General features: G+C 32.1%; 19 protein-coding genes and 2 tRNA genes. 10 read left to right on the top strand and 11 right to left on the bottom strand.

What is annotated here, in order from left to right:
* Positions 1 to 17: 17 nt before the first annotated feature.
* From QO190_RS11335 to QO190_RS11320, 4 genes are all read right to left on the bottom strand, one after another.
* A tRNA-Glu gene (locus QO190_RS11335) sits at positions 18 to 92 on the bottom strand.
* A 12-nt stretch (positions 93 to 104) separates the two neighbouring features.
* The gene (rpsT, locus tag QO190_RS11330; protein WP_069800821.1) at positions 105 to 359 is read right to left on the bottom strand and encodes a 30S ribosomal protein S20; all 255 of its coding nucleotides are present in this window, start codon (positions 357 to 359) and stop codon (positions 105 to 107) included.
* A gap of 80 nt (positions 360 to 439) precedes the next feature.
* Positions 440 to 511 (bottom strand) — tRNA-Glu (locus QO190_RS11325).
* A gap of 59 nt (positions 512 to 570) precedes the next feature.
* Positions 571 to 1,842 carry an N-acetylmuramoyl-L-alanine amidase gene (locus tag QO190_RS11320; RefSeq protein WP_371462913.1) on the bottom strand — a complete coding sequence of 424 codons (1,272 nt, stop codon included), beginning with the start codon at positions 1,840 to 1,842 and terminating at the stop codon, positions 571 to 573.
* Positions 1,843 to 1,886: 44 nt separating this feature from the next.
* Between QO190_RS11320 and QO190_RS11315 the strand changes: the two genes are divergently transcribed.
* The 3 genes from QO190_RS11315 to QO190_RS11305 all read left to right on the top strand — a co-directional run bounded on the left by QO190_RS11315 (position 1,887) and on the right by QO190_RS11305 (position 5,381).
* Entirely contained in the window at positions 1,887 to 4,478 is a 2,592-nt protein-coding gene (locus tag QO190_RS11315) for a putative LPS assembly protein LptD (protein ID WP_371462912.1), read from the top strand.
* 75 nt (positions 4,479 to 4,553) lie between these two features.
* On the top strand, positions 4,554 to 4,934 hold the full coding sequence (locus tag QO190_RS11310) for a RidA family protein (protein WP_371462910.1): 381 nt from the start codon (positions 4,554 to 4,556) through the stop codon (positions 4,932 to 4,934).
* Between the two features lie 3 nt (positions 4,935 to 4,937).
* Positions 4,938 to 5,381 carry a hypothetical protein gene (locus tag QO190_RS11305; protein WP_371462909.1) on the top strand — a complete coding sequence of 148 codons (444 nt, stop codon included), beginning with the start codon at positions 4,938 to 4,940 and terminating at the stop codon, positions 5,379 to 5,381.
* Positions 5,382 to 5,437: 56 nt separating this feature from the next.
* Here the strand turns inward: QO190_RS11305 and QO190_RS11300 are convergent, their stop codons facing one another.
* Positions 5,438 to 6,964, bottom strand: coding sequence for a trypsin-like peptidase domain-containing protein (locus QO190_RS11300; protein ID WP_371462907.1), 1,527 nt, complete (start codon positions 6,962 to 6,964; stop codon positions 5,438 to 5,440).
* A gap of 366 nt (positions 6,965 to 7,330) precedes the next feature.
* On the opposite strand from QO190_RS11300, the gene QO190_RS11295 reads away from it, so the two are divergent.
* The 3 genes from QO190_RS11295 to QO190_RS11285 are packed head-to-tail and all read left to right on the top strand — an operon-like array spanning position 7,331 to position 9,450.
* Positions 7,331 to 8,626, top strand: a complete 1,296-nt coding sequence (locus QO190_RS11295; RefSeq protein WP_371462905.1) for a peptidase U32 family protein — start codon at positions 7,331 to 7,333, stop codon at positions 8,624 to 8,626.
* Positions 8,627 to 8,636: 10 nt separating this feature from the next.
* Positions 8,637 to 8,867, top strand: a complete 231-nt coding sequence (locus QO190_RS11290) for a ferredoxin (protein WP_069800836.1) — start codon at positions 8,637 to 8,639, stop codon at positions 8,865 to 8,867.
* A gap of 31 nt (positions 8,868 to 8,898) precedes the next feature.
* Entirely contained in the window at positions 8,899 to 9,450 is a 552-nt protein-coding gene (locus tag QO190_RS11285; protein WP_371481331.1) for a 5-formyltetrahydrofolate cyclo-ligase, read from the top strand.
* Here the strand turns inward: QO190_RS11285 and QO190_RS11280 are convergent.
* Together QO190_RS11280 and QO190_RS11275 are read right to left on the bottom strand one after the other, a co-directional pair.
* Positions 9,390 to 9,971, bottom strand: coding sequence for a hypothetical protein (locus QO190_RS11280; protein ID WP_213190036.1), 582 nt, complete (start codon positions 9,969 to 9,971; stop codon positions 9,390 to 9,392). The genes QO190_RS11285 and QO190_RS11280 overlap by 61 nt on opposite strands.
* The gene (locus tag QO190_RS11275) at positions 9,955 to 11,124 is read right to left on the bottom strand and encodes a hypothetical protein (RefSeq protein WP_371462901.1); all 1,170 of its coding nucleotides are present in this window, start codon (positions 11,122 to 11,124) and stop codon (positions 9,955 to 9,957) included. Before QO190_RS11275 ends, QO190_RS11280 begins: the two co-directional genes overlap by 17 nt.
* A 171-nt stretch (positions 11,125 to 11,295) precedes the next feature.
* Between QO190_RS11275 and QO190_RS11270 the strand changes: the two genes are divergently transcribed.
* Together QO190_RS11270 and QO190_RS11265 are read left to right on the top strand one after the other, a co-directional pair.
* On the top strand, positions 11,296 to 11,508 hold the full coding sequence (locus QO190_RS11270; protein ID WP_371462899.1) for a hypothetical protein: 213 nt from the start codon (positions 11,296 to 11,298) through the stop codon (positions 11,506 to 11,508).
* A 313-nt stretch (positions 11,509 to 11,821) separates the two neighbouring features.
* Entirely contained in the window at positions 11,822 to 12,064 is a 243-nt protein-coding gene (locus tag QO190_RS11265; RefSeq protein ID WP_371462897.1) for a hypothetical protein, read from the top strand.
* Between the two features lie 52 nt (positions 12,065 to 12,116).
* On the opposite strand, the gene QO190_RS11260 is transcribed toward QO190_RS11265, so the two are convergent.
* From QO190_RS11260 to QO190_RS11245, 4 genes are read right to left on the bottom strand one after another with little or no spacing between them, the layout of a single operon-like run.
* A complete protein-coding gene (locus tag QO190_RS11260; RefSeq protein WP_371462895.1) occupies positions 12,117 to 12,887 on the bottom strand; it encodes a TrmH family RNA methyltransferase in 771 nt (256 codons plus the stop codon).
* Positions 12,888 to 12,934: 47 nt separating this feature from the next.
* The gene (gene rmuC / locus QO190_RS11255) at positions 12,935 to 14,431 is read right to left on the bottom strand and encodes a DNA recombination protein RmuC (protein ID WP_371462893.1); all 1,497 of its coding nucleotides are present in this window, start codon (positions 14,429 to 14,431) and stop codon (positions 12,935 to 12,937) included.
* A 49-nt stretch (positions 14,432 to 14,480) separates the two neighbouring features.
* On the bottom strand, positions 14,481 to 14,825 hold the full coding sequence (locus QO190_RS11250; protein WP_371462891.1) for an iron chaperone: 345 nt from the start codon (positions 14,823 to 14,825) through the stop codon (positions 14,481 to 14,483).
* A 2-nt stretch (positions 14,826 to 14,827) separates the two neighbouring features.
* Positions 14,828 to 15,343 carry a YciI family protein gene (locus QO190_RS11245; RefSeq protein ID WP_371462889.1) on the bottom strand — a complete coding sequence of 172 codons (516 nt, stop codon included), beginning with the start codon at positions 15,341 to 15,343 and terminating at the stop codon, positions 14,828 to 14,830.
* Between the two features lie 451 nt (positions 15,344 to 15,794).
* On the opposite strand from QO190_RS11245, the gene rpsL reads away from it, so the two are divergent.
* Positions 15,795 to 16,205, top strand: coding sequence for a 30S ribosomal protein S12 (gene rpsL, locus QO190_RS11240; protein WP_069800866.1), 411 nt, complete (start codon positions 15,795 to 15,797; stop codon positions 16,203 to 16,205).
* A 23-nt stretch (positions 16,206 to 16,228) separates the two neighbouring features.
* The gene (gene rpsG / locus QO190_RS11235; protein ID WP_069800868.1) at positions 16,229 to 16,705 is read left to right on the top strand and encodes a 30S ribosomal protein S7; all 477 of its coding nucleotides are present in this window, start codon (positions 16,229 to 16,231) and stop codon (positions 16,703 to 16,705) included.
* Positions 16,706 to 16,708 lie beyond the last annotated feature (3 nt).

Here is a 16,708-nt window from a genome sequence, read left to right as displayed (position 1 = left end):
AAATTTTCTGAGGATTTTGGTAGCCCGTAGGGGAATCGAACCCCTCTTGCAAGAATGAAAATCTTGAGTCCTAACCGATAGACGAACGGGCCAGAAATTTATTCTTAAGCTAACTTGTTAACGTGTTTAGTTAACTTGCTTTTTAAGTTAGCAGCTTTGTTTTTGTGAATAATATTCTTCTTTACTAATTTGTCTAATAAAGAGATTACTTTCGGCAATTGCTCTGAAGCAGCTGCTTTGTTTTCTTCATTTCTTAATACTTTCACAGCTGTTCTAGCAGTTTTGTGATAGTATCTGTTTCTCAATCTTCTTTTCTCAGATTGTCTGATTCTCTTAAGTGCTGATTTATGATTTGCCATAATTGTTTCTGAAATGTGGGTGCAAAGATAAAAACTATTTTTTAATTTGCAAATTATTTTTTAATTTTTTTTAAAATTTGTAGCCTATAGGGGAATCGAACCCCTGTTGCAAGAATGAAAATCTTGAGTCCTAACCACTAGACGAATAGGCCATTCTTTTTTTGTGCGTGCAAAAATAAGAACTTTTTTAGAACTCGCAAAATTTTCTTGATTATTTATAAACTTTTTCTATTGTAGTATTGGTAATACCCTTTTCTTCAAGGTCTTTTTGAAGTTTAGTGGCCGCTTCTAGAGATTTTACATTGCCATAAGTGTAGTAAAATATGCCATTAGCTTTTACTCTTTCTACGTCTTTTAATAGTCTTAATATTGGGGAAGAGCTAGGTAATTTATCTTTTCCGGTGTAGACTTCTAATCTATAGTAGCCAGTGTTCATGTCTTGGTTAGGAATAAAACTTACAGCAGTAGCATTTCTAAATCCAGCATCTTTAGCGGTTTTAAGGTTGTTCTCTTTAATAGAAGCAAAATTAGTTACGCTGTAGTAATATTTGTACAAACCATTTTCTTTGATGGTTAAGATGTAATTAAGTCCTTTGAGAGCAGGATCTCCCACAGCATATTTGTTTGGAGTGCTCATCAAAAGAATTCTGAAATCATTTTTCAGAGGAAGTTCTTTCGGTTCTTCTACTATTTTTTTCTGATTTCTATCGATGCGTTTTTTATAGCTGGTAATGGCGTCGTAAATAGATTCTGCAATTTCATCTTGACCTTTGTCAGAAGCTAAATATGCCGCTTCTTCAGCATTACTGATGAATCCCGTTTCTATTAAAACAGAGGGCATCGCATTTAGACGTAGTACGTGAAGGTTTTTTTGCATCACTCCTCTGGAATATCTTTTATCTTTTTTCACGAAATTTTCTTCTACATAACCTCCGAAAATCAAACTGCTTTCCAGATATTTACTTTGCTGAATTCTTAATGCAATTAAAGATTCTGGGGAAGTTGGATCGTAAGAAGCGAATCTTTCGCGGTCTTTATCATCTAAGAAAATTACGTCATTTTCTCTTTTGGCAACTTCTAAATTGGTTTTGTTTTGGTCTGGACCCTGTACATAAGTTTCGGTTCCGTAAGGTGTAGATTTGGTGCTTGCATTACAATGTACAGAGATAAATAAATCGGCATGACTTCTATTGGCAAGGTCTGTTCTATCTGCTAGAGAAGGATATTCGTCTATTTTTCTGGTGTAGATGATTTTATAATCTTTATTTTTTTCGAGCATTCTGCCTAGCTTCAATACGATGCCTAGTGTAACGTCTTTTTCTTGTACTAATCCTATGTTTTCGTATTTTCTAGTTGCTCCCACATCAGAACCGCCGTGACCGGCATCTAATACAATAACAAACTTCTTTTGTGCGCCTAATTGAGCGAAAATTAAAAATAATACTGTTAAAATTATATTAAATGCGTGTTTATGCGTCTTCATTTTTTAAAAATTATTAATTTTGGAGCCTGAAATTATACACTCCATTGATTAAAAACGGTCTCAAAAATACCTTACAAATTTTAATTATCCTAATTTTTAACAATTTTTTAGCACAAAATAAGCTAGAAAATGCGCCTAAAAATAGTGATAAGGTAACTGCTGTTTCTAAAACAGATACCGTAAAAATAGAAAAAGAACAAATAGATGATATTGTACGTTCTAAAGCGGATAATATTAGAAACGAAGTTCCGAAAAAAATGTCTTATCTCAATCAAAATGCAGAAGTTTCATATCAAGATATGAAGATTAATGCAGATTATATCCAAATAGATTGGGACAAAGGACTGATTTACGCAAGAGGAAAAATAGATTCTACCGGCAAAATGCTAGAACCAGCAATTGCAACTCAAGGTGGTAAAAAATATGAATACGAAAGTTTTAACTACAATTATAAAACCAAACAAGCCATTGCTTACAATGCTAGAACAGAAGAAAGTGAAGGTGTAATAGTAGCGGAAAAAACCAAAAAAGTAAACGATTCTGTTTTTTATCTCAAGAGAGGAAAATATACTACAGACGAATATTTCCTTAAGAAAAAAGATACCATAGCAGATTATTATTTACTCGCGCCAGATATTAAATTGGTAAAGGGAAAAGAGAATTCTAAATTAATTACGGGGCCTATACAGATGTATATAGAGCAAGTTCCTACACCGCTTATTTTACCATTTGCGATTCTTCCGTTTTCTGAAAAAAGAATGGCAGGGATTCTTATTCCGAGTTTTGGGGAAAGACAAGATGTAGGATTTTTCTTGAATAGTTTGGGGTATTATTTGCCAATTGGTGAACATTTTGATGTGAAGACCTACTTTGATTATTATACCAAGGGAAGTTGGAACTTCAGACCAGAAGTTAGTTATCGAAAAAATTATAAGTACAATGGTTCTTTCCGAGGAGAAATAGGAACTACCATCAGAGGAATAAAAGGTCTAGAAAATTATACCAAAAGTAGTGTTTATAATATTGCATGGACACATACTCAAGATACTAAAGCCAATCCGTTTTTTAATTTTTCGGCATCTGTAAATATTACGAGTAACAAATTCTACAATAACACGGTTAATAACTCCCATATTTTTAACCAAAGCGCTCTAAATGCACAACAAAACTCTACGGTGAGCTTTACCAAAAGATTTTTGAATTTACCGATAACTATCACGGGAACAGGTAGTTATTCGCAAAACTTTACTACGGGACTTACCGATATTAGATTGCCACAGTTGAATGTTTCTACCAATCAGTTTTATTTATTTAAACCAAAAACAGGAATTAGAACGGGGATGTTAGAAAACATTACCGTGAATACAGGATTGCAATTCAGTAATTATGTTTCTGGAGTGAAAAGTGGTGATTTATTTACCAAAACTATGTGGGATAATATGCAAACTGGTGCTAAAAATAACATTGCGCTCGCTACGAACACGACTGTTGCTAAGTTTTTTACGTTTTCATTAGGCGCTAATATTGATAACGTAGCAACTACTAAAACGATTAGTAAAAACTACAATCCAGTTACCAATACTTTAGAAAGGAATTTGAATAAAAATTTGACGGGTTATTCTACGTTTTCTACATCTGCAAGTTTGCAAACCGTTTTGTATGGAATGTTGAAATTTGGCGAAAAATCTAAAATTCAAGCCATCAGACACATGGTAACTCCGAGTATTGGGTTTACGTATTCTCCAGATTTTGGAGATCCAAAGTTTGGATATTTCAAAAGTTATTATGACGAAAGAGGCGTTTTAACCACTTATTCTATTTTCGAAGGAGGGATGTTTGGCTCACCTAATCAAGGTTTAACACAGTCTATTGGTTTCAATATCAATAACAACTTAGAGATGAAGGTGAGAAGTAAAACCGATTCTACAGGAACCAAAAAAGTTAAAATTTTTGAAAGTTTAAATATTTCTGGAGGTTATAATTTTGCTGCGGATAAATACAAATGGTCATTGATTTCGATTAGTACACAGACTTCTTTCTTCCAAAATAAATTAAGTGTAAATTCTAATGTTTCGATAGATCCTTATCAAATTGTATTTATTCCAGGTCAAGAAAACGGTATTAGAACTGAGAATTTTGGACATTTTAATATCCAGAGTTTCAGCATGAATTTTTCTTTCCCTCTGAACAATGAAACTTTTGGAAAAAAAGAAGATTTAGCGACTAAGTATAAAACCAAAGGAGAAATACGAAACGAAGTCTATTATTTTGACCAAGATAATTACTCCCGATTTAATCAACCTTGGACTTTGAATCTTAATGCCAATTATGGTTATTCTAAAAACAATACCAGATTTGGGAAAAGTGTAGCTTCACTAGGTTTAGATGGTAGCGTGAAACTTACACCTTATTGGAGTTTAAGCGGGAACACGCATTATGATTTTGTTTCAAAAAGTTTAGCGTACACCAGATTAGGGTTTTCTAGAGACCAAAGAAGTTTCTCTTTTACCTTTAATTGGGTGCCTTTTGGTCAATATAAAGTATATGATTTCTTTATCAGCATAAAAGCAAATATTTTAAAAGACGCCGTAAAATACAAGGAAAGAAGTTTCCAACAAAGTGGCAGTACTTTCTAAAAAACGAAGGAATCTCTGAACACTATTTTTTATTTGTTCAGAAATTTTATCTTTGCATGATAATTTTACAAAAATATGAAGAAGATAGTTTCTACTAACAATGCACCCGCTGCAATTGGTCCGTATTCACAAGCTAACCTTGTTAATGGCGTTCTCTATATTTCTGGTCAAATTCCTATTGATCCGTCTACTGGGAATTTATTGGATGGAATAGAAATAGAAACACACCAAGTGATGAAAAATCTAAAAGCCATTTTAGAAGAAGCAGGAATGGGATTCGGGAATGTAGTAAAATCTACTATTTTCTTAAAAAGTATGGATGATTTCGCAGTGATGAATGAAATCTATGCATCTTATTTCGAAGGAGGGGATTATCCAGCAAGAGAAACAGTAGAGGTTTCTTGTTTGCCAAAAAATGTGAGTGTAGAAATCTCTATGATTGCACATCAGTTCTAAGACATGAATTTTTTAAGAAATACATTGGGCGTTTTATGTGGCTTGGCGATGGCAGGAGTCATTATTTCGCTGGGTGTAAAAATTAATTCATCATGGGTGAATTATGAAGGTTTTTTTCCGTTTGAACATTGGTGGGAATTGTTGAAAAGTGTAGAAAATAAGCCAGGTTTTTTCTGGACTTTACTTCTTTCTTCAGGTTTTGGAGCAACAATTGGCGGAGTTATTACGGCAATTATTGTAAAGTATGCTAAAGTAGCTTATGCGATTCTTATTGGCTTCATTTTGCTATTTATAGCCATGTTAGACATTATTGTTTTCCCTTATCATCCTACATTTTATAAAATTTTAATCTTCATTGTATATTTTCCTTTTGCATGGTTAGGAGGAAAAATAGTAGAAGTAATTTACGAACGAAATAAAAGGAAAGAATTTCCTAAATCTAAATAAAAAAAGCCTTTCAAAATTTTTTGAAAGGCTTTTTCTTTGGAATTTATAAAACTTGATTAAGGCATTTTAAATCCTTTTTGGTAAATTCTTCCGTACTCATCCATAAATTTTATAGAGACTGCACCTTTGTAAGTATTAAGAATTTTTTCTACATCTTTCTGTGAATTTACAGGTTTTCCATTGACTTCTATAATAATGTAATTGTCATAAATCCCTATTTTTTCTAATTCACCACCTTCTACAATATTTCTTGCAATCACCCCACTATCTATTCCAAAACTTACTTTATAGCGATCGCTCAATTCATCAAATTCACCACCAATTTTTTCCGTAACAGATAAATCTGCTTTGCTTCGGAATGAAGTTCCTCCTTTTTGGTCTTTAAGCGTTACAGTTTCAGTATAAGATTTACCATTTCTAATATAAGTTACCATAACTTTATCTCCAGGTCTTTTGCTACCAATTGCTGCCGATAAATCCGCGAAAGTTTCTATGGTAGAATTATCTATTTTTTTGATAATATCTCCTTTTCTTAATCCAGCATCTTCAGCACCGCTATTTTCGGTGATTTCAGTAATCATAATTCCGCTACTTGCTTTGATGTTGGCTTTTTGACTTTGATTATAAGCGGCAACTTGTCTGTCGTCAGAAAGATCTAAACTTACAACTCCTAAGAATCCTCTTTGTACCAAGCCGAATTTTTTAATGTCTTCAACTACTTTTTTAGCTAAGTTAGCAGGAACAGCAAAGCCATAGCCTTCATAATAACCTGTATTAGAAGAAATGGCAGAGTTGATGCCGATTAAGTCTCCGTTTACATTAACCAAAGCACCACCAGAATTTCCTGGATTAATCGCCGCATCAGTTTGAATGAAACTTTCAATAGGAGTTCTAGATTGTTGACTTAGCAAGTCTATGCTTCTTCCTTTAGCTGAAACGATACCTGCTGTAACGGTAGAATTTAAACCCAGAGGATTTCCTACTGCTAAAACCCATTGTCCTACTTCTACTAAATCTGAATTGGCAAAATTAAGATAAGGCAAACCTTTTTCTTCAATTTTTAGAAGAGCGATGTCTGTACTTGGGTCTGTTCCAATAAGATTAGCTACATAACTTTTTTTGTTGCTTAGAATAACTTCTAATTTATTGGCACCTGCAACTACGTGGTTATTAGAAATAATGTAACCGTCTGGTGAAATAATCACACCACTTCCTAATCCAGAAGGGACATCTTTAGGAGGCTGCTGTTGTTTTTGGTTTTGTCTTTGATTTCCAAAAGGATTTCCGAAAAATTGTTCAAATAAGTCTTGTTCTGACATTCTGTTTGAACTTGAACTTCTGGATTGATAATTTTTAATGGTGACCACTGCAGGAACTGTCGTTTTTGCAGCTTTTACAAAGTCATCGCCCACGTTTGCGGAATTTATTCCTGCGAATTTTACATTATCATTTGCAGTATGGAAATAAGAAAAATCGCTGTTATTTTCATTCGTTTTGAAATATTCTATTGCACCAAAAGTTGTGGCACCAGATAATATACCTACAACAGCAAAAGGTAATAATTGTTTTAAACTGTTCTTCATTGTTAATTCTTCTTTTATAGTTTATGTATAACAAATTTAATGCAAAATTAGTGTTCACTAAATTATTAGTGTTACACTTTTAACAAAGTTTAACGAGTTTAAGAAAATTTTAGAATTGTTATTGAATATCATACAATTTACGTATTGAATCCAAAGATAGGTTGAAGTAAATTTGATTATTAGCAAAATCATTAATTTTAGTAATCATGTGGACTACTTTATTTTTTATAGTTCTATTTTTTATAGTCTTATTTTATGTTTTGAGTAAGAAAAAAATAAGATATTAGTATAAATCGAATCTATCTATTATAAGCTTTTTAGAATAATTCTAAAAAACATATCTTTGCAAAAATTTTACATTTTAGAATGACAAAAAGCGGAAGAATAGAATTAATGGCTCCAGCAGGAGATTTTACTTCTTTACAAGCAGCATTAGATAATGGTGCAGATTCAATATATTTCGGTGTAGAGCAGCTCAACATGAGAGCTAGAGCTTCTATGAACTTTACGATTTTAGATTTACCAGAAATTTCTAGAAGATGTAAAGAAAAAGGAGTGAGAACTTATCTTACTCTTAATACCATTATTTACGACCACGATTTATCCATCATCAAAACTTTACTTGACAAAGCAAAAGAAGCAGATCTTACTGCGGTAATTGCAATGGATCAGGCTGTAATTGCTTATGCAAGACAAATAGGCATGGAAGTTCATATTTCTACTCAAATTAATATCACCAATATTGAAACGGTTAAGTTTTATGCACTTTTTGCAGATACGATGGTGATGAGTAGAGAACTTTCTATTACTCAAATCAAAAAAATCTGTTATCAAATTGAAAAAGAGCAAATCAAAGGACCTTCTGGAAATTTAGTAGAAATAGAAATTTTCGGTCATGGTGCACTTTGTATGGCTGTTTCTGGGAAATGTTATTTGAGTCTTCATTCTAATAATTCTTCAGCAAACAGAGGAGCTTGTAAGCAAAATTGTAGAAAAAAATATACAGTTATTGACCAAGAATCTGGCTTCGAAATAGAATTAGATAATGAATACATGATGTCTCCTAAAGATCTTTGTACGATAGGATTTTTAGACCAAATTGTAGATGCTGGTGTAAAAGTTTTAAAAATCGAAGGAAGAGGAAGAGCGCCAGAATATGTAGCAACGGTGACTAAATGTTACAGAGAAGCCATTGATAGCATTGCTGATGGAACTTTTTCTGCAGAGAAAGTAGAAGGTTGGATGAAGCAGCTAGAAACGGTTTACAACAGAGGTTTCTGGAGTGGTTATTATCTTGGTCAAGAATTAGGAGAATGGTCACCAAACTCTGGAAGTAGCGCTACGCAAAAGAAAATTTACATTGGTAAAGGAAGGCATTTCTATCCAAAATCAAATATTGCAGAATTTTTAATTGAAGCCTATGATTTAAATATAGGAGATAGAGTTCTGATTCAAGGTCCTACTACTGGTTCTCAAGAAATGGTAATTGAACATATGATGGTAGATGGTAAAGAAGGGGCTACTAAAGCTTCGAAATTTGATGTGGTTACTTTTAAAACAGAATTTAGAGTTCGCCCATCTGATAAATTATACAAAATTGTAAAAGTAGAAGAGCCTGGTACACAACAGAATAATGTAGATGAAGGAGCTTACTCACACTAATTAAGTTATAATGGTAATTATTACACTACAAAGAGATAAATGCATTGGCTGTAATTACTGTGCGGAGTTTGCGCCAGAATATTTTCGTATGTCTAAGAAAGACGGGAAATCTGTTTTATTGAAATCTGCTGATAAGAAAGGTTTCTTTACGCTTAAAACACCGATTCCTGATGCGTATGAACCATGTGAAAAAGCAGCAAAAGCTTGTCCAGTGAAAATTATATCGGTAAAGGAAATCTAAAATGTTTAAAAAAGATTTACGTAAAAAATATATGGATTTGAGAAAGACCTTGTCGAAAGATGAGGTCTTGTCATTATCTCAGAAAATATTTGAAAATTTCGTTTTACAATTTAATGTAATTGAAAATCAGAGAGTTCATATTTTTTTTCCAATTGAAAAATTGAACGAAATCAATACTAAAATCTTTATCAATTATTTTTTTGAAAGAAATATTCAGGTTTTTGTTCCAAAAATGGTTGGGAATAAGATTATTTCTATTCAGATTAAGCCAGACACTGTTTTTTTGCAAAATTCTTGGGGGATTCTAGAGCCAGAATCTAATGAAAATGAATCTGATGCTTTTCATTATGTAATTACACCATTACTGTATTGTGATGCATTAGGAAATAGAATAGGCTATGGAAAAGGCTTTTACGACCAATTTTTTGCAGGAATTAATCTTGATGCAAAAAAAATCGGCGTGAATTACTTCTCGCCGACTAATTCTATTGATGATGTTTCTTTACACGATGTAAAATTGGATTATTTGGTTACGCCTACAGAAGTGCTGTCTTTTGGTTGTACATCTATTTCTACAAAATAAAATTTGAATTCTTTTTTGAAATTCACAGGTGATTTCAAGAGTTTATATTGAGATTTTTTATTGAATTCGCCAATCATTCTTTGGTCTCTATCTTTATATTCTACTGTGTAATTAGCATAATCTAAGGTGTCTTTTCCATTGATTTCAGTATTGATGCTAAGGTTTTTTACTTTAACCAGTTTTACTTTTAGACTATCCAGTTCTTTTAATAACCCCATTACATTCGCCGAATCTTTTTTTACAAAATAGCCTTGAATTTGCTCATAATTAAGTGAGTCAATTGCTGTATTTTTATTTCCAGAAGAATACAGCGCAGAAATATCGTATAATTCTTGTAGTTTTTGCTGAGTGATACTTGCTATAGCTTGTGCACTGTCTAGTTTTGTGGTAGAATATACATCTTCATTATTACCGTTTCTTAATACATCTATATCACTTATTGTTTGCTCTTTTTTACAAGCAATAATTGTCATTAATGCTAGAAATAAAGTAAAGATTACATTTTTATTTAGTGATTTCATCAGGTTGTATTTTAAATTTAATAAGGATTATTTTTTTAGTTTCTGGACTCACTTTAGTCTCTATCATTTTAAAATTTTTCAATGAAGTAGTTGGTGTCGTGACAAGTCCTATATATTTTTGTTTGTCTAAGGTTTCTACACCATACGTTTCATTATCGAAAACTTGATAAATTAATGCATTGTTGCTGATAATTTTATCTAATTCTTCTCTTTTTTTGCTGATATCATTGGTAGAATAATAGTACAAAGCTTGTGCATAAACATCTGGCTCTAGTTCTATCGTCTCATTAGTTCTTGCAGGATCTAGATTTCTATAAATAGTGTCTTTTCTGTAAAAAGGTGAATTCACTTCCATAGCCAAAGTCTTACTTTGAGTTGGAAATCTAAAAACACCTAATTCATCATCTTCAATATCTTTGCCAGAATTGATAATATATCTTATTGGAGTTTCATTTTCTTTTAAAACTCTTATTTCTATGATGTCCTTTATTTTTGTATTTCTATCAGCATCTATAAATGTGAATTTATAATCTGTTGCAAAAATTCTTTGCCAAAAAACTAAAATCAAGACCATAGTCATTAATACTACAGAAGAAATGAGCCAAAAATATTGTTTGATAAGGCTTATCAAAGGATTTTTGAAAATCCTTTGTGATGATGAAGATGTTGGAACGCTTGTTTTTGTTTCCTCAAGAGATGGTTGAATTTCTGTTGTGGTAGTTTTTTCAATAGTTGGAATAACTTTTTCAGGTGTTGAAAAAACTGTTTCTGCTTGTTTTTCAGTAGAAATTTCTAATTTTTCTTCATCTGCAATAAGAATTTCTGATGGTTTTTCATGTTCGGAAATAATTTCATTAGCAAAAAGATGATTTTTCTTAAAATCATACCAAGATTGATATCCTGCATAGATGGCCAATAAATTAAGCATGTCTATTCTGGGTAATTTGCTAGAAGGAACCGTCTTGAAATAAGTATAGAAAGACTTTTCGCTAATATTTCCCTTTGCTTTTTTTCGTAAATCTTCTTGAAAATAAATAATATCAATTCCTTTCCACTTCGAAATTTCATCGTAGGAAGGATGGTGATTTTTAAGATATTCCGCCTGAACTTCTGCTTTTAATTGCTCGAAATGCAATAAATCTAAATCTGCCAAAATCTTATAAGATTATTTAAGTGTTTGATTATCAGTATTAGTTTTTTGTAAAACTATTTTACAAATATATTACAATTAATTTTCTAAAACAAATTTTTTCTATGACCCTATCTTTGCTGTGTTAAAAGTGAACAAAACAATTTTTAAACAATTTAATTAAATTAATTTATTATGAAAAAATCATTATTCGTAGCTGCTATCGCTGCATTAGCTGTTGTTGCTTGTAAAAAATCTGAAACTACTGAAGCTACTGAGAATGTAGATTCTGCTGCTGCTGTTGTTGACTCTGCTGCTGCTACTGTTGACTCTGCTGCTGCTACTGTAGATTCTGCTGCTGCTGTTGTTGATTCAGCTGCTGCTAAAGTAGAAGAAGTTAAAAAATAATTTTTTCTCAACAGAAAAACTAAAACGTTCCTCTTAGAGGAGCGTTTTTTTTATTATTGCAAATGTAAAATTAAATAGTTAGTCATCTAATTTTTTTTAGATGATTTTTTTGTATTTATAAGTTAGTGAAGTTGAATAGAAATAGGCTTAAAAATATTTAATTTTCTGATTATCAATTTTATTTTTTTTGTAAAATCTCTTTACAAAGATATTTACAATGAATTTTCAAATTTAATTTTCGAAGTAGTTTTACATTTGTATCAACAAAATGAAACAAACAAATTTTTTAAACCCTTAAATTAAATTTATTATTATGAAAAAATCATTATTCGTAGCAGCTGTAGCTGCTTTAGCATTAGTTGCTTGTAACAAAAAAGAAACAACTGAAACAGTAGATTCAGCTGCAAATGCAATGGTAGATTCAGCTGCGGTAACTGTAGACTCTGCTGCTGCTGTAGTAGATTCAGCTGCTGAAAAAGTAGAAGACGTTGCTAAAGATGCAGCTAAAGAAGTGAAAGAAGGAGCAGCTAAAGTAGAAGAAGCTGTGAAAAAATAATTAAGAAATTAATTACAAACAGAACCGCCTCGTGAAAACGAGGCGGTTTTTTTTATTTGGTGAGTTTTTGTCTCAGTATTTCGTAGCAGGAAATAGCCACTGCATTACTTAGATTAAGTGAGTCTATAGTTCCAGACATCGGGATGAGAATGTTTTCACCTTTATGAAGCCAAAAATCACTTAAACCAGAATGTTCCGTTCCGAAAAATAATGCAGATTTTTCATTGAAGTTTTTCTTGTATAAATCTTCGGCGGTTTCATCCATAAAAGTAGTGTATATTTTGAAACGATTTTTTTGTAAAAACGCCAAAGTTTCTTCATTGGTTGCAGAAAATACATTCATCCCAAAAAAACAACCTACGCTGCTTCGTAAAACATTTGGGTTGTAAAAATCTACTCTAGAATCGGTAACAATTAATGCATCTATTCCAAAAGCTTCACAACTTCTCAAAATTGCGCCTAGATTTCCTGGTTTTTCTACAGATTCTACTACAATAACTGAAGCATTGTCTTTTGGTTGATAATTTTTTAAATCAAATTCTTTGGTTTTGTAAATGCCGATAATTCCTTCCGAAGTTCCTCTGTAAGCTAGTTTTTCATATACTTGACTGGAAACAAAATGTATTTTACCATCGGGATGATTGATTCCAAAAATAGATTCGCAAATAAAAAATTCCAAATTTTCGAACCCGAATTGCAATGCGCGTTCGTTTTCTTGTTTCCCTTCTACCACAAAAACTCCAGATTTCTTACGAAACCTATTGTCTGTAATTAATCTGTTGAGATTTTTTATTTTTTCGTTTTGTAAGCTTTCGATAATCATATTTTTGAAACGCAAAGTGCGCAAAGTAAATTTTTATAAATTGAATTTTATTCTTCAGAGAAATCAATTTGGTTTCCCATTTCTTCAGTTAAACTATTCGGTAAATGTTTTTTATTTTTAATCCCTAAAGTTCTTAATTTTTGGGTTTGAATAATCAAATTGTCATTTCCTGTAGAAAGTTGTTTGTAAGCATCTGTATAAGAGTTTTTGGCATTGTCTATATTTTTGCCAATTTTCTCTAGATTTTCTACGAATCCTACAAATTTGTCATACAGTTTTGCTCCACGTTCTGCAATTTCCATAGCATTTCTACTTTGGTATTCGCGTTTCCAAAGGTCTGCAATGAGTTTGAGTGATGTAATTAAATTACTTGGATTTAGTAATAAAATTCTTCTTTCATAAGCAAAATTCCAAAGGTTTTGGTCAGCTTGCATAGCTGCGATGTATGCAGGCTCGCTTGGAATGAACATCATTACAAAATCCAGAGATTTTCCGTAATCGTCGTACGCTTTTTGTGATAACTGATTAATGTGATTTTTAATTGAACTCAAATGTTGGTTGAGTTTCATTGCATAAACTTCTGCATCTGTTTCGTCTACCAATTCTGTGAAAGCGGTGAGCGAAACTTTAGAATCGATGATGACGTTTCTTTCGTCTGGATATTTTACAACAGCATCTGGACGCATTTTTTTACCTGAAAATTCAGAGTAAAGCGCTTTGTTGTTTTCATCCGTTAATTGATGTTCTAAGAAATATTCTCTACCTTTTACCAAGCCAGATTTTTCTAAAATACTCTCCAAAATCATTTCGCCCCAGTTCCCTTGTGTCTTTGCTTCACCTTTTAAAGCTCTGGTTAATTTTTTGGCATCTTCAGAGATTTGCTGGTTCAGTTCTGCCAATTCTTTTACTTTTTCGGCAAGAGAGAAACGCTCTTTATTTTCTTTTTCGTAAGCTTCGTTTACACGATTTTTCAGTTCCGAAATTTTTTCTTGGAACGGCTCCAGAATTGTTTTTAGGTTCTTTTGATTTTGTTCGGTGAACTTTGTGGTCTTCTCTTCTAAAATTTTATTCGCTAAATTCTCAAATTGCAGTTTTGCTTCTTCCTGAATTTTTACAATTTCTTCTTTTTGAGTATCCAGAAGTTTCTGCAAATTCTCATTTTGTGCCGAAAGTTCAGATTTTATAGCGATTAGATTATTTTTTTCTAATTGTAAATCTTTGATTTCTGCGTTTTGCTTTTGATTGAGTTCAGCTTGTTCAGCTATTTTTTGATTTTGAGCTTTGTTTTCAGCAGAAATTTTTGCCAATTCATTTTGAAGTTGATTCAATATTTCAGCTTGAGAAGCATTTGTATTTTTCTCTTCTTTTAATTGCTCAAGGATTTCTAAAATTTTAGATTCAGCATTAGAAAAGTCTGCATCTTTTTTGATGAAGTTTTGTTGCAATTCTTCATAACTTTTTCTAGAAACCGAAGAAGACTTCAATATAAAATACGCTAAGATAGCACCGAAAATAAATGCGAGAATAATGTATAAGATTTCCATTTTTCAAAATTACAAAAAGAAAAAGTTATAATGATTATCTTGTGGAAAACTAAAATTTCTCTTTTCTAAATTCTACAATTTCTTGAATTAAGTCAAAAGGCAAATCTTCTTGCAAAGGAAACTGAACGGTACCTTTAGACGTTTTGTATTTCTTTAATTTTTCAGCGAAGATTTCTATGGCTTCTGAACCAGGATACAAACCAATATGATTTTTGAAACCACCAAAATGAATCGCGTTTTTACCTTTCATTTTAAAAGTTGGAATTCCGTAATTTATACAGAGTTCACTTTCTGGAAGAAGATTTTGAATGAAATTTTTCAGATTTTCTAAAATTTCTTGAGTTTCTTCAGGGTAATCTAAGCAATATTCTTCGTAGGTTTTGGGAGTTTTCATGATTATTCTTTAGAAATCATTTTATGATATTTCAGATGCATTGGTATTGCTGCAGAACCGTACCAAGGAAGAATTTCTACATCGAAAATTCCGTTTTTAATAGTTGGATCTCCTTGAAGCAAAGTTTTTACCTCTTCTTCGGTTTTAGCATCGATTAAGAAAATCCCACGATATTGAAGGTCGTTTTTCGTAGCAAAAGGACCTGCTAATTTCAGTTTTCCTGCTTTTTCCATGGCTTCCATATTAGAAAAATGTCCTTTGAAAAGTTCGGAGCGCTGTATTTTATCTGTAATTTCAGCATCTTTTGGGCCGGTTTTCAGAATCACGAGCATATAAGTTTTCATGCCACGTTCATCTGCGCCGAGAGAATCTGCTAATTTTTTATTTTTTTCCTGAGTGGTTACTATTTCATCAGCATTTTTACCTGATGCTCCCGGTTTTCCATCTTGACCTTTTTGATAAGAGATACAAGAGCTCACTACAATTGAGGCAATGAATAAATAAAGTAAATTTTTCATTTGTGACAAGGTTTTCAACAAATGTAAAAATTTTGAAATTATTTTTTATGATTTATAATAAAATGAGTATTCTCATATAATATTTCTTCATAGGTATTTGAAAAGTAATAATTCACCTAAATAATAATGAGTACCTATATTTATTTCTCTTGTTGGGTAATGTAGCCACTCTTTTGTGCATTGGTTTATTCGTCTCTTGCTTTATCTGTGATTTCTGAAAGATCTCTCTGGATATCAATAATTGTTTAAATAAATAATGTAGAATCTTTTAATAATTTAAAAGAAAAAAAATCAAAATGATAATGCATGTGTATAATGTGATGCAATAGATAAAGAAGTCAGATGTGATTTTTTTGAAAAATATTACAAATAATTCATAATCAATGCTTGTCAGTTTAAAAATAATTCATAATTTTGCACCCTAAAATAAAAAATAATATAAAGCAATCAAATGCCTACTATTCAACAATTAGTTAGAAAAGGAAGAGCCACACTTGCTAAGAAGAGCAAATCGGCTGCTTTGGATTCATGTCCACAAAGAAGAGGCGTATGTACGAGAGTATATACAACTACTCCTAAGAAACCTAACTCAGCACTTAGAAAAGTTGCGAGAGTGAGACTTTCAAACGGAAAAGAAGTTAACGCCTACATCCCGGGAGAAGGACACAACCTCCAAGAGCACTCGATAGTATTAGTACGTGGCGGAAGAGTAAAAGATTTACCGGGAGTTAGATATCACATTGTTCGTGGTGCTTTAGACACTGCCGGAGTAAACGGAAGAACGCAAAGACGTTCTAAATACGGTGCCAAGAGACCAAAACCAGGACAGGCTGCTGCTCCTGCAAAAGGTAAGAAAAAGTAATCATTAAATAAGGAACAAGAACAATGAGAAAAACAAAAGCAAAAAAGAGACCGTTGTTACCAGATCCAAAGTTTAATGATCAATTGGTAACAAGATTTGTAAATAATCTAATGGTAGATGGTAAAAAATCTATCGCTTTCAGAATTTTCTATGATGCATTAGATATCGTAGAAGCTAAAAAAGGAGATAACGAAAAATCTTCTCTTGAAATCTGGAAAGATGCATTAACTAACGTAATGCCTCACGTAGAAGTAAGATCAAGAAGAATTGGTGGTGCAAACTTCCAAATTCCTATGCCAATCAGAGCTGATAGAAAAATTTCTATGGCGATGAAATGGTTAATTAAGTATGCTACTGCTAGAAATGATAAGTCTATGGCTCAGAAATTAGCTGCAGAAGTTATCGCTGCTTCTAGAGAAGAAGGTGCTGCTTTCAAGAAGAAAACTGATACTCACAAAATGGCAGAAGCTAACAAAGCTTTCTCTCACTTTAAATTTTAATTA

The sequence above is a fragment of the Cloacibacterium sp. Arc13 genome (assembly GCF_041431305.1).
Taxonomy (GTDB): Bacteria; Bacteroidota; Bacteroidia; order Flavobacteriales; family Weeksellaceae; genus Cloacibacterium; species Cloacibacterium caeni_B.
The sequence above is the reverse complement of the archived record's forward strand: the minus strand, read 5'-3'. Positions and strand labels throughout refer to the sequence as shown.

Bases quoted from the DNA above. Each gene is read 5' to 3' on its own strand.
- QO190_RS11245 (WP_371462889.1), bottom strand. From the start codon at position 15,343: ATGAAAAATTTACTTTATTTATTCATTGCCTCAATTGTAGTGAGCTCT.
- QO190_RS11310 (WP_371462910.1), top strand. From the start codon at position 4,554: ATGAAGAAGATAGTTTCTACTAACAATGCACCCGCTGCAATTGGTCCG.
- QO190_RS11260 (WP_371462895.1), bottom strand. From the start codon at position 12,887: ATGATTATCGAAAGCTTACAAAACGAAAAAATAAAAAATCTCAACAGA.
- QO190_RS11305 (WP_371462909.1), top strand. From the start codon at position 4,938: ATGAATTTTTTAAGAAATACATTGGGCGTTTTATGTGGCTTGGCGATG.
- rmuC (WP_371462893.1), bottom strand. From the start codon at position 14,431: ATGGAAATCTTATACATTATTCTCGCATTTATTTTCGGTGCTATCTTA.
- QO190_RS11285 (WP_371481331.1), top strand. From the start codon at position 8,899: ATGGATTTGAGAAAGACCTTGTCGAAAGATGAGGTCTTGTCATTATCT.
- QO190_RS11280 (WP_213190036.1), bottom strand. From the start codon at position 9,971: ATGAAATCACTAAATAAAAATGTAATCTTTACTTTATTTCTAGCATTA.
- rpsG (WP_069800868.1), top strand. From the start codon at position 16,229: ATGAGAAAAACAAAAGCAAAAAAGAGACCGTTGTTACCAGATCCAAAG.
- QO190_RS11270 (WP_371462899.1), top strand. From the start codon at position 11,296: ATGAAAAAATCATTATTCGTAGCTGCTATCGCTGCATTAGCTGTTGTT.
- rpsL (WP_069800866.1), top strand. From the start codon at position 15,795: ATGCCTACTATTCAACAATTAGTTAGAAAAGGAAGAGCCACACTTGCT.
- QO190_RS11320 (WP_371462913.1), bottom strand. From the start codon at position 1,842: ATGAAGACGCATAAACACGCATTTAATATAATTTTAACAGTATTATTT.
- rpsT (WP_069800821.1), bottom strand. From the start codon at position 359: ATGGCAAATCATAAATCAGCACTTAAGAGAATCAGACAATCTGAGAAA.
- QO190_RS11290 (WP_069800836.1), top strand. From the start codon at position 8,637: ATGGTAATTATTACACTACAAAGAGATAAATGCATTGGCTGTAATTAC.
- QO190_RS11295 (WP_371462905.1), top strand. From the start codon at position 7,331: ATGACAAAAAGCGGAAGAATAGAATTAATGGCTCCAGCAGGAGATTTT.
- QO190_RS11300 (WP_371462907.1), bottom strand. From the start codon at position 6,964: ATGAAGAACAGTTTAAAACAATTATTACCTTTTGCTGTTGTAGGTATA.
- QO190_RS11265 (WP_371462897.1), top strand. From the start codon at position 11,822: ATGAAAAAATCATTATTCGTAGCAGCTGTAGCTGCTTTAGCATTAGTT.
- QO190_RS11250 (WP_371462891.1), bottom strand. From the start codon at position 14,825: ATGAAAACTCCCAAAACCTACGAAGAATATTGCTTAGATTACCCTGAA.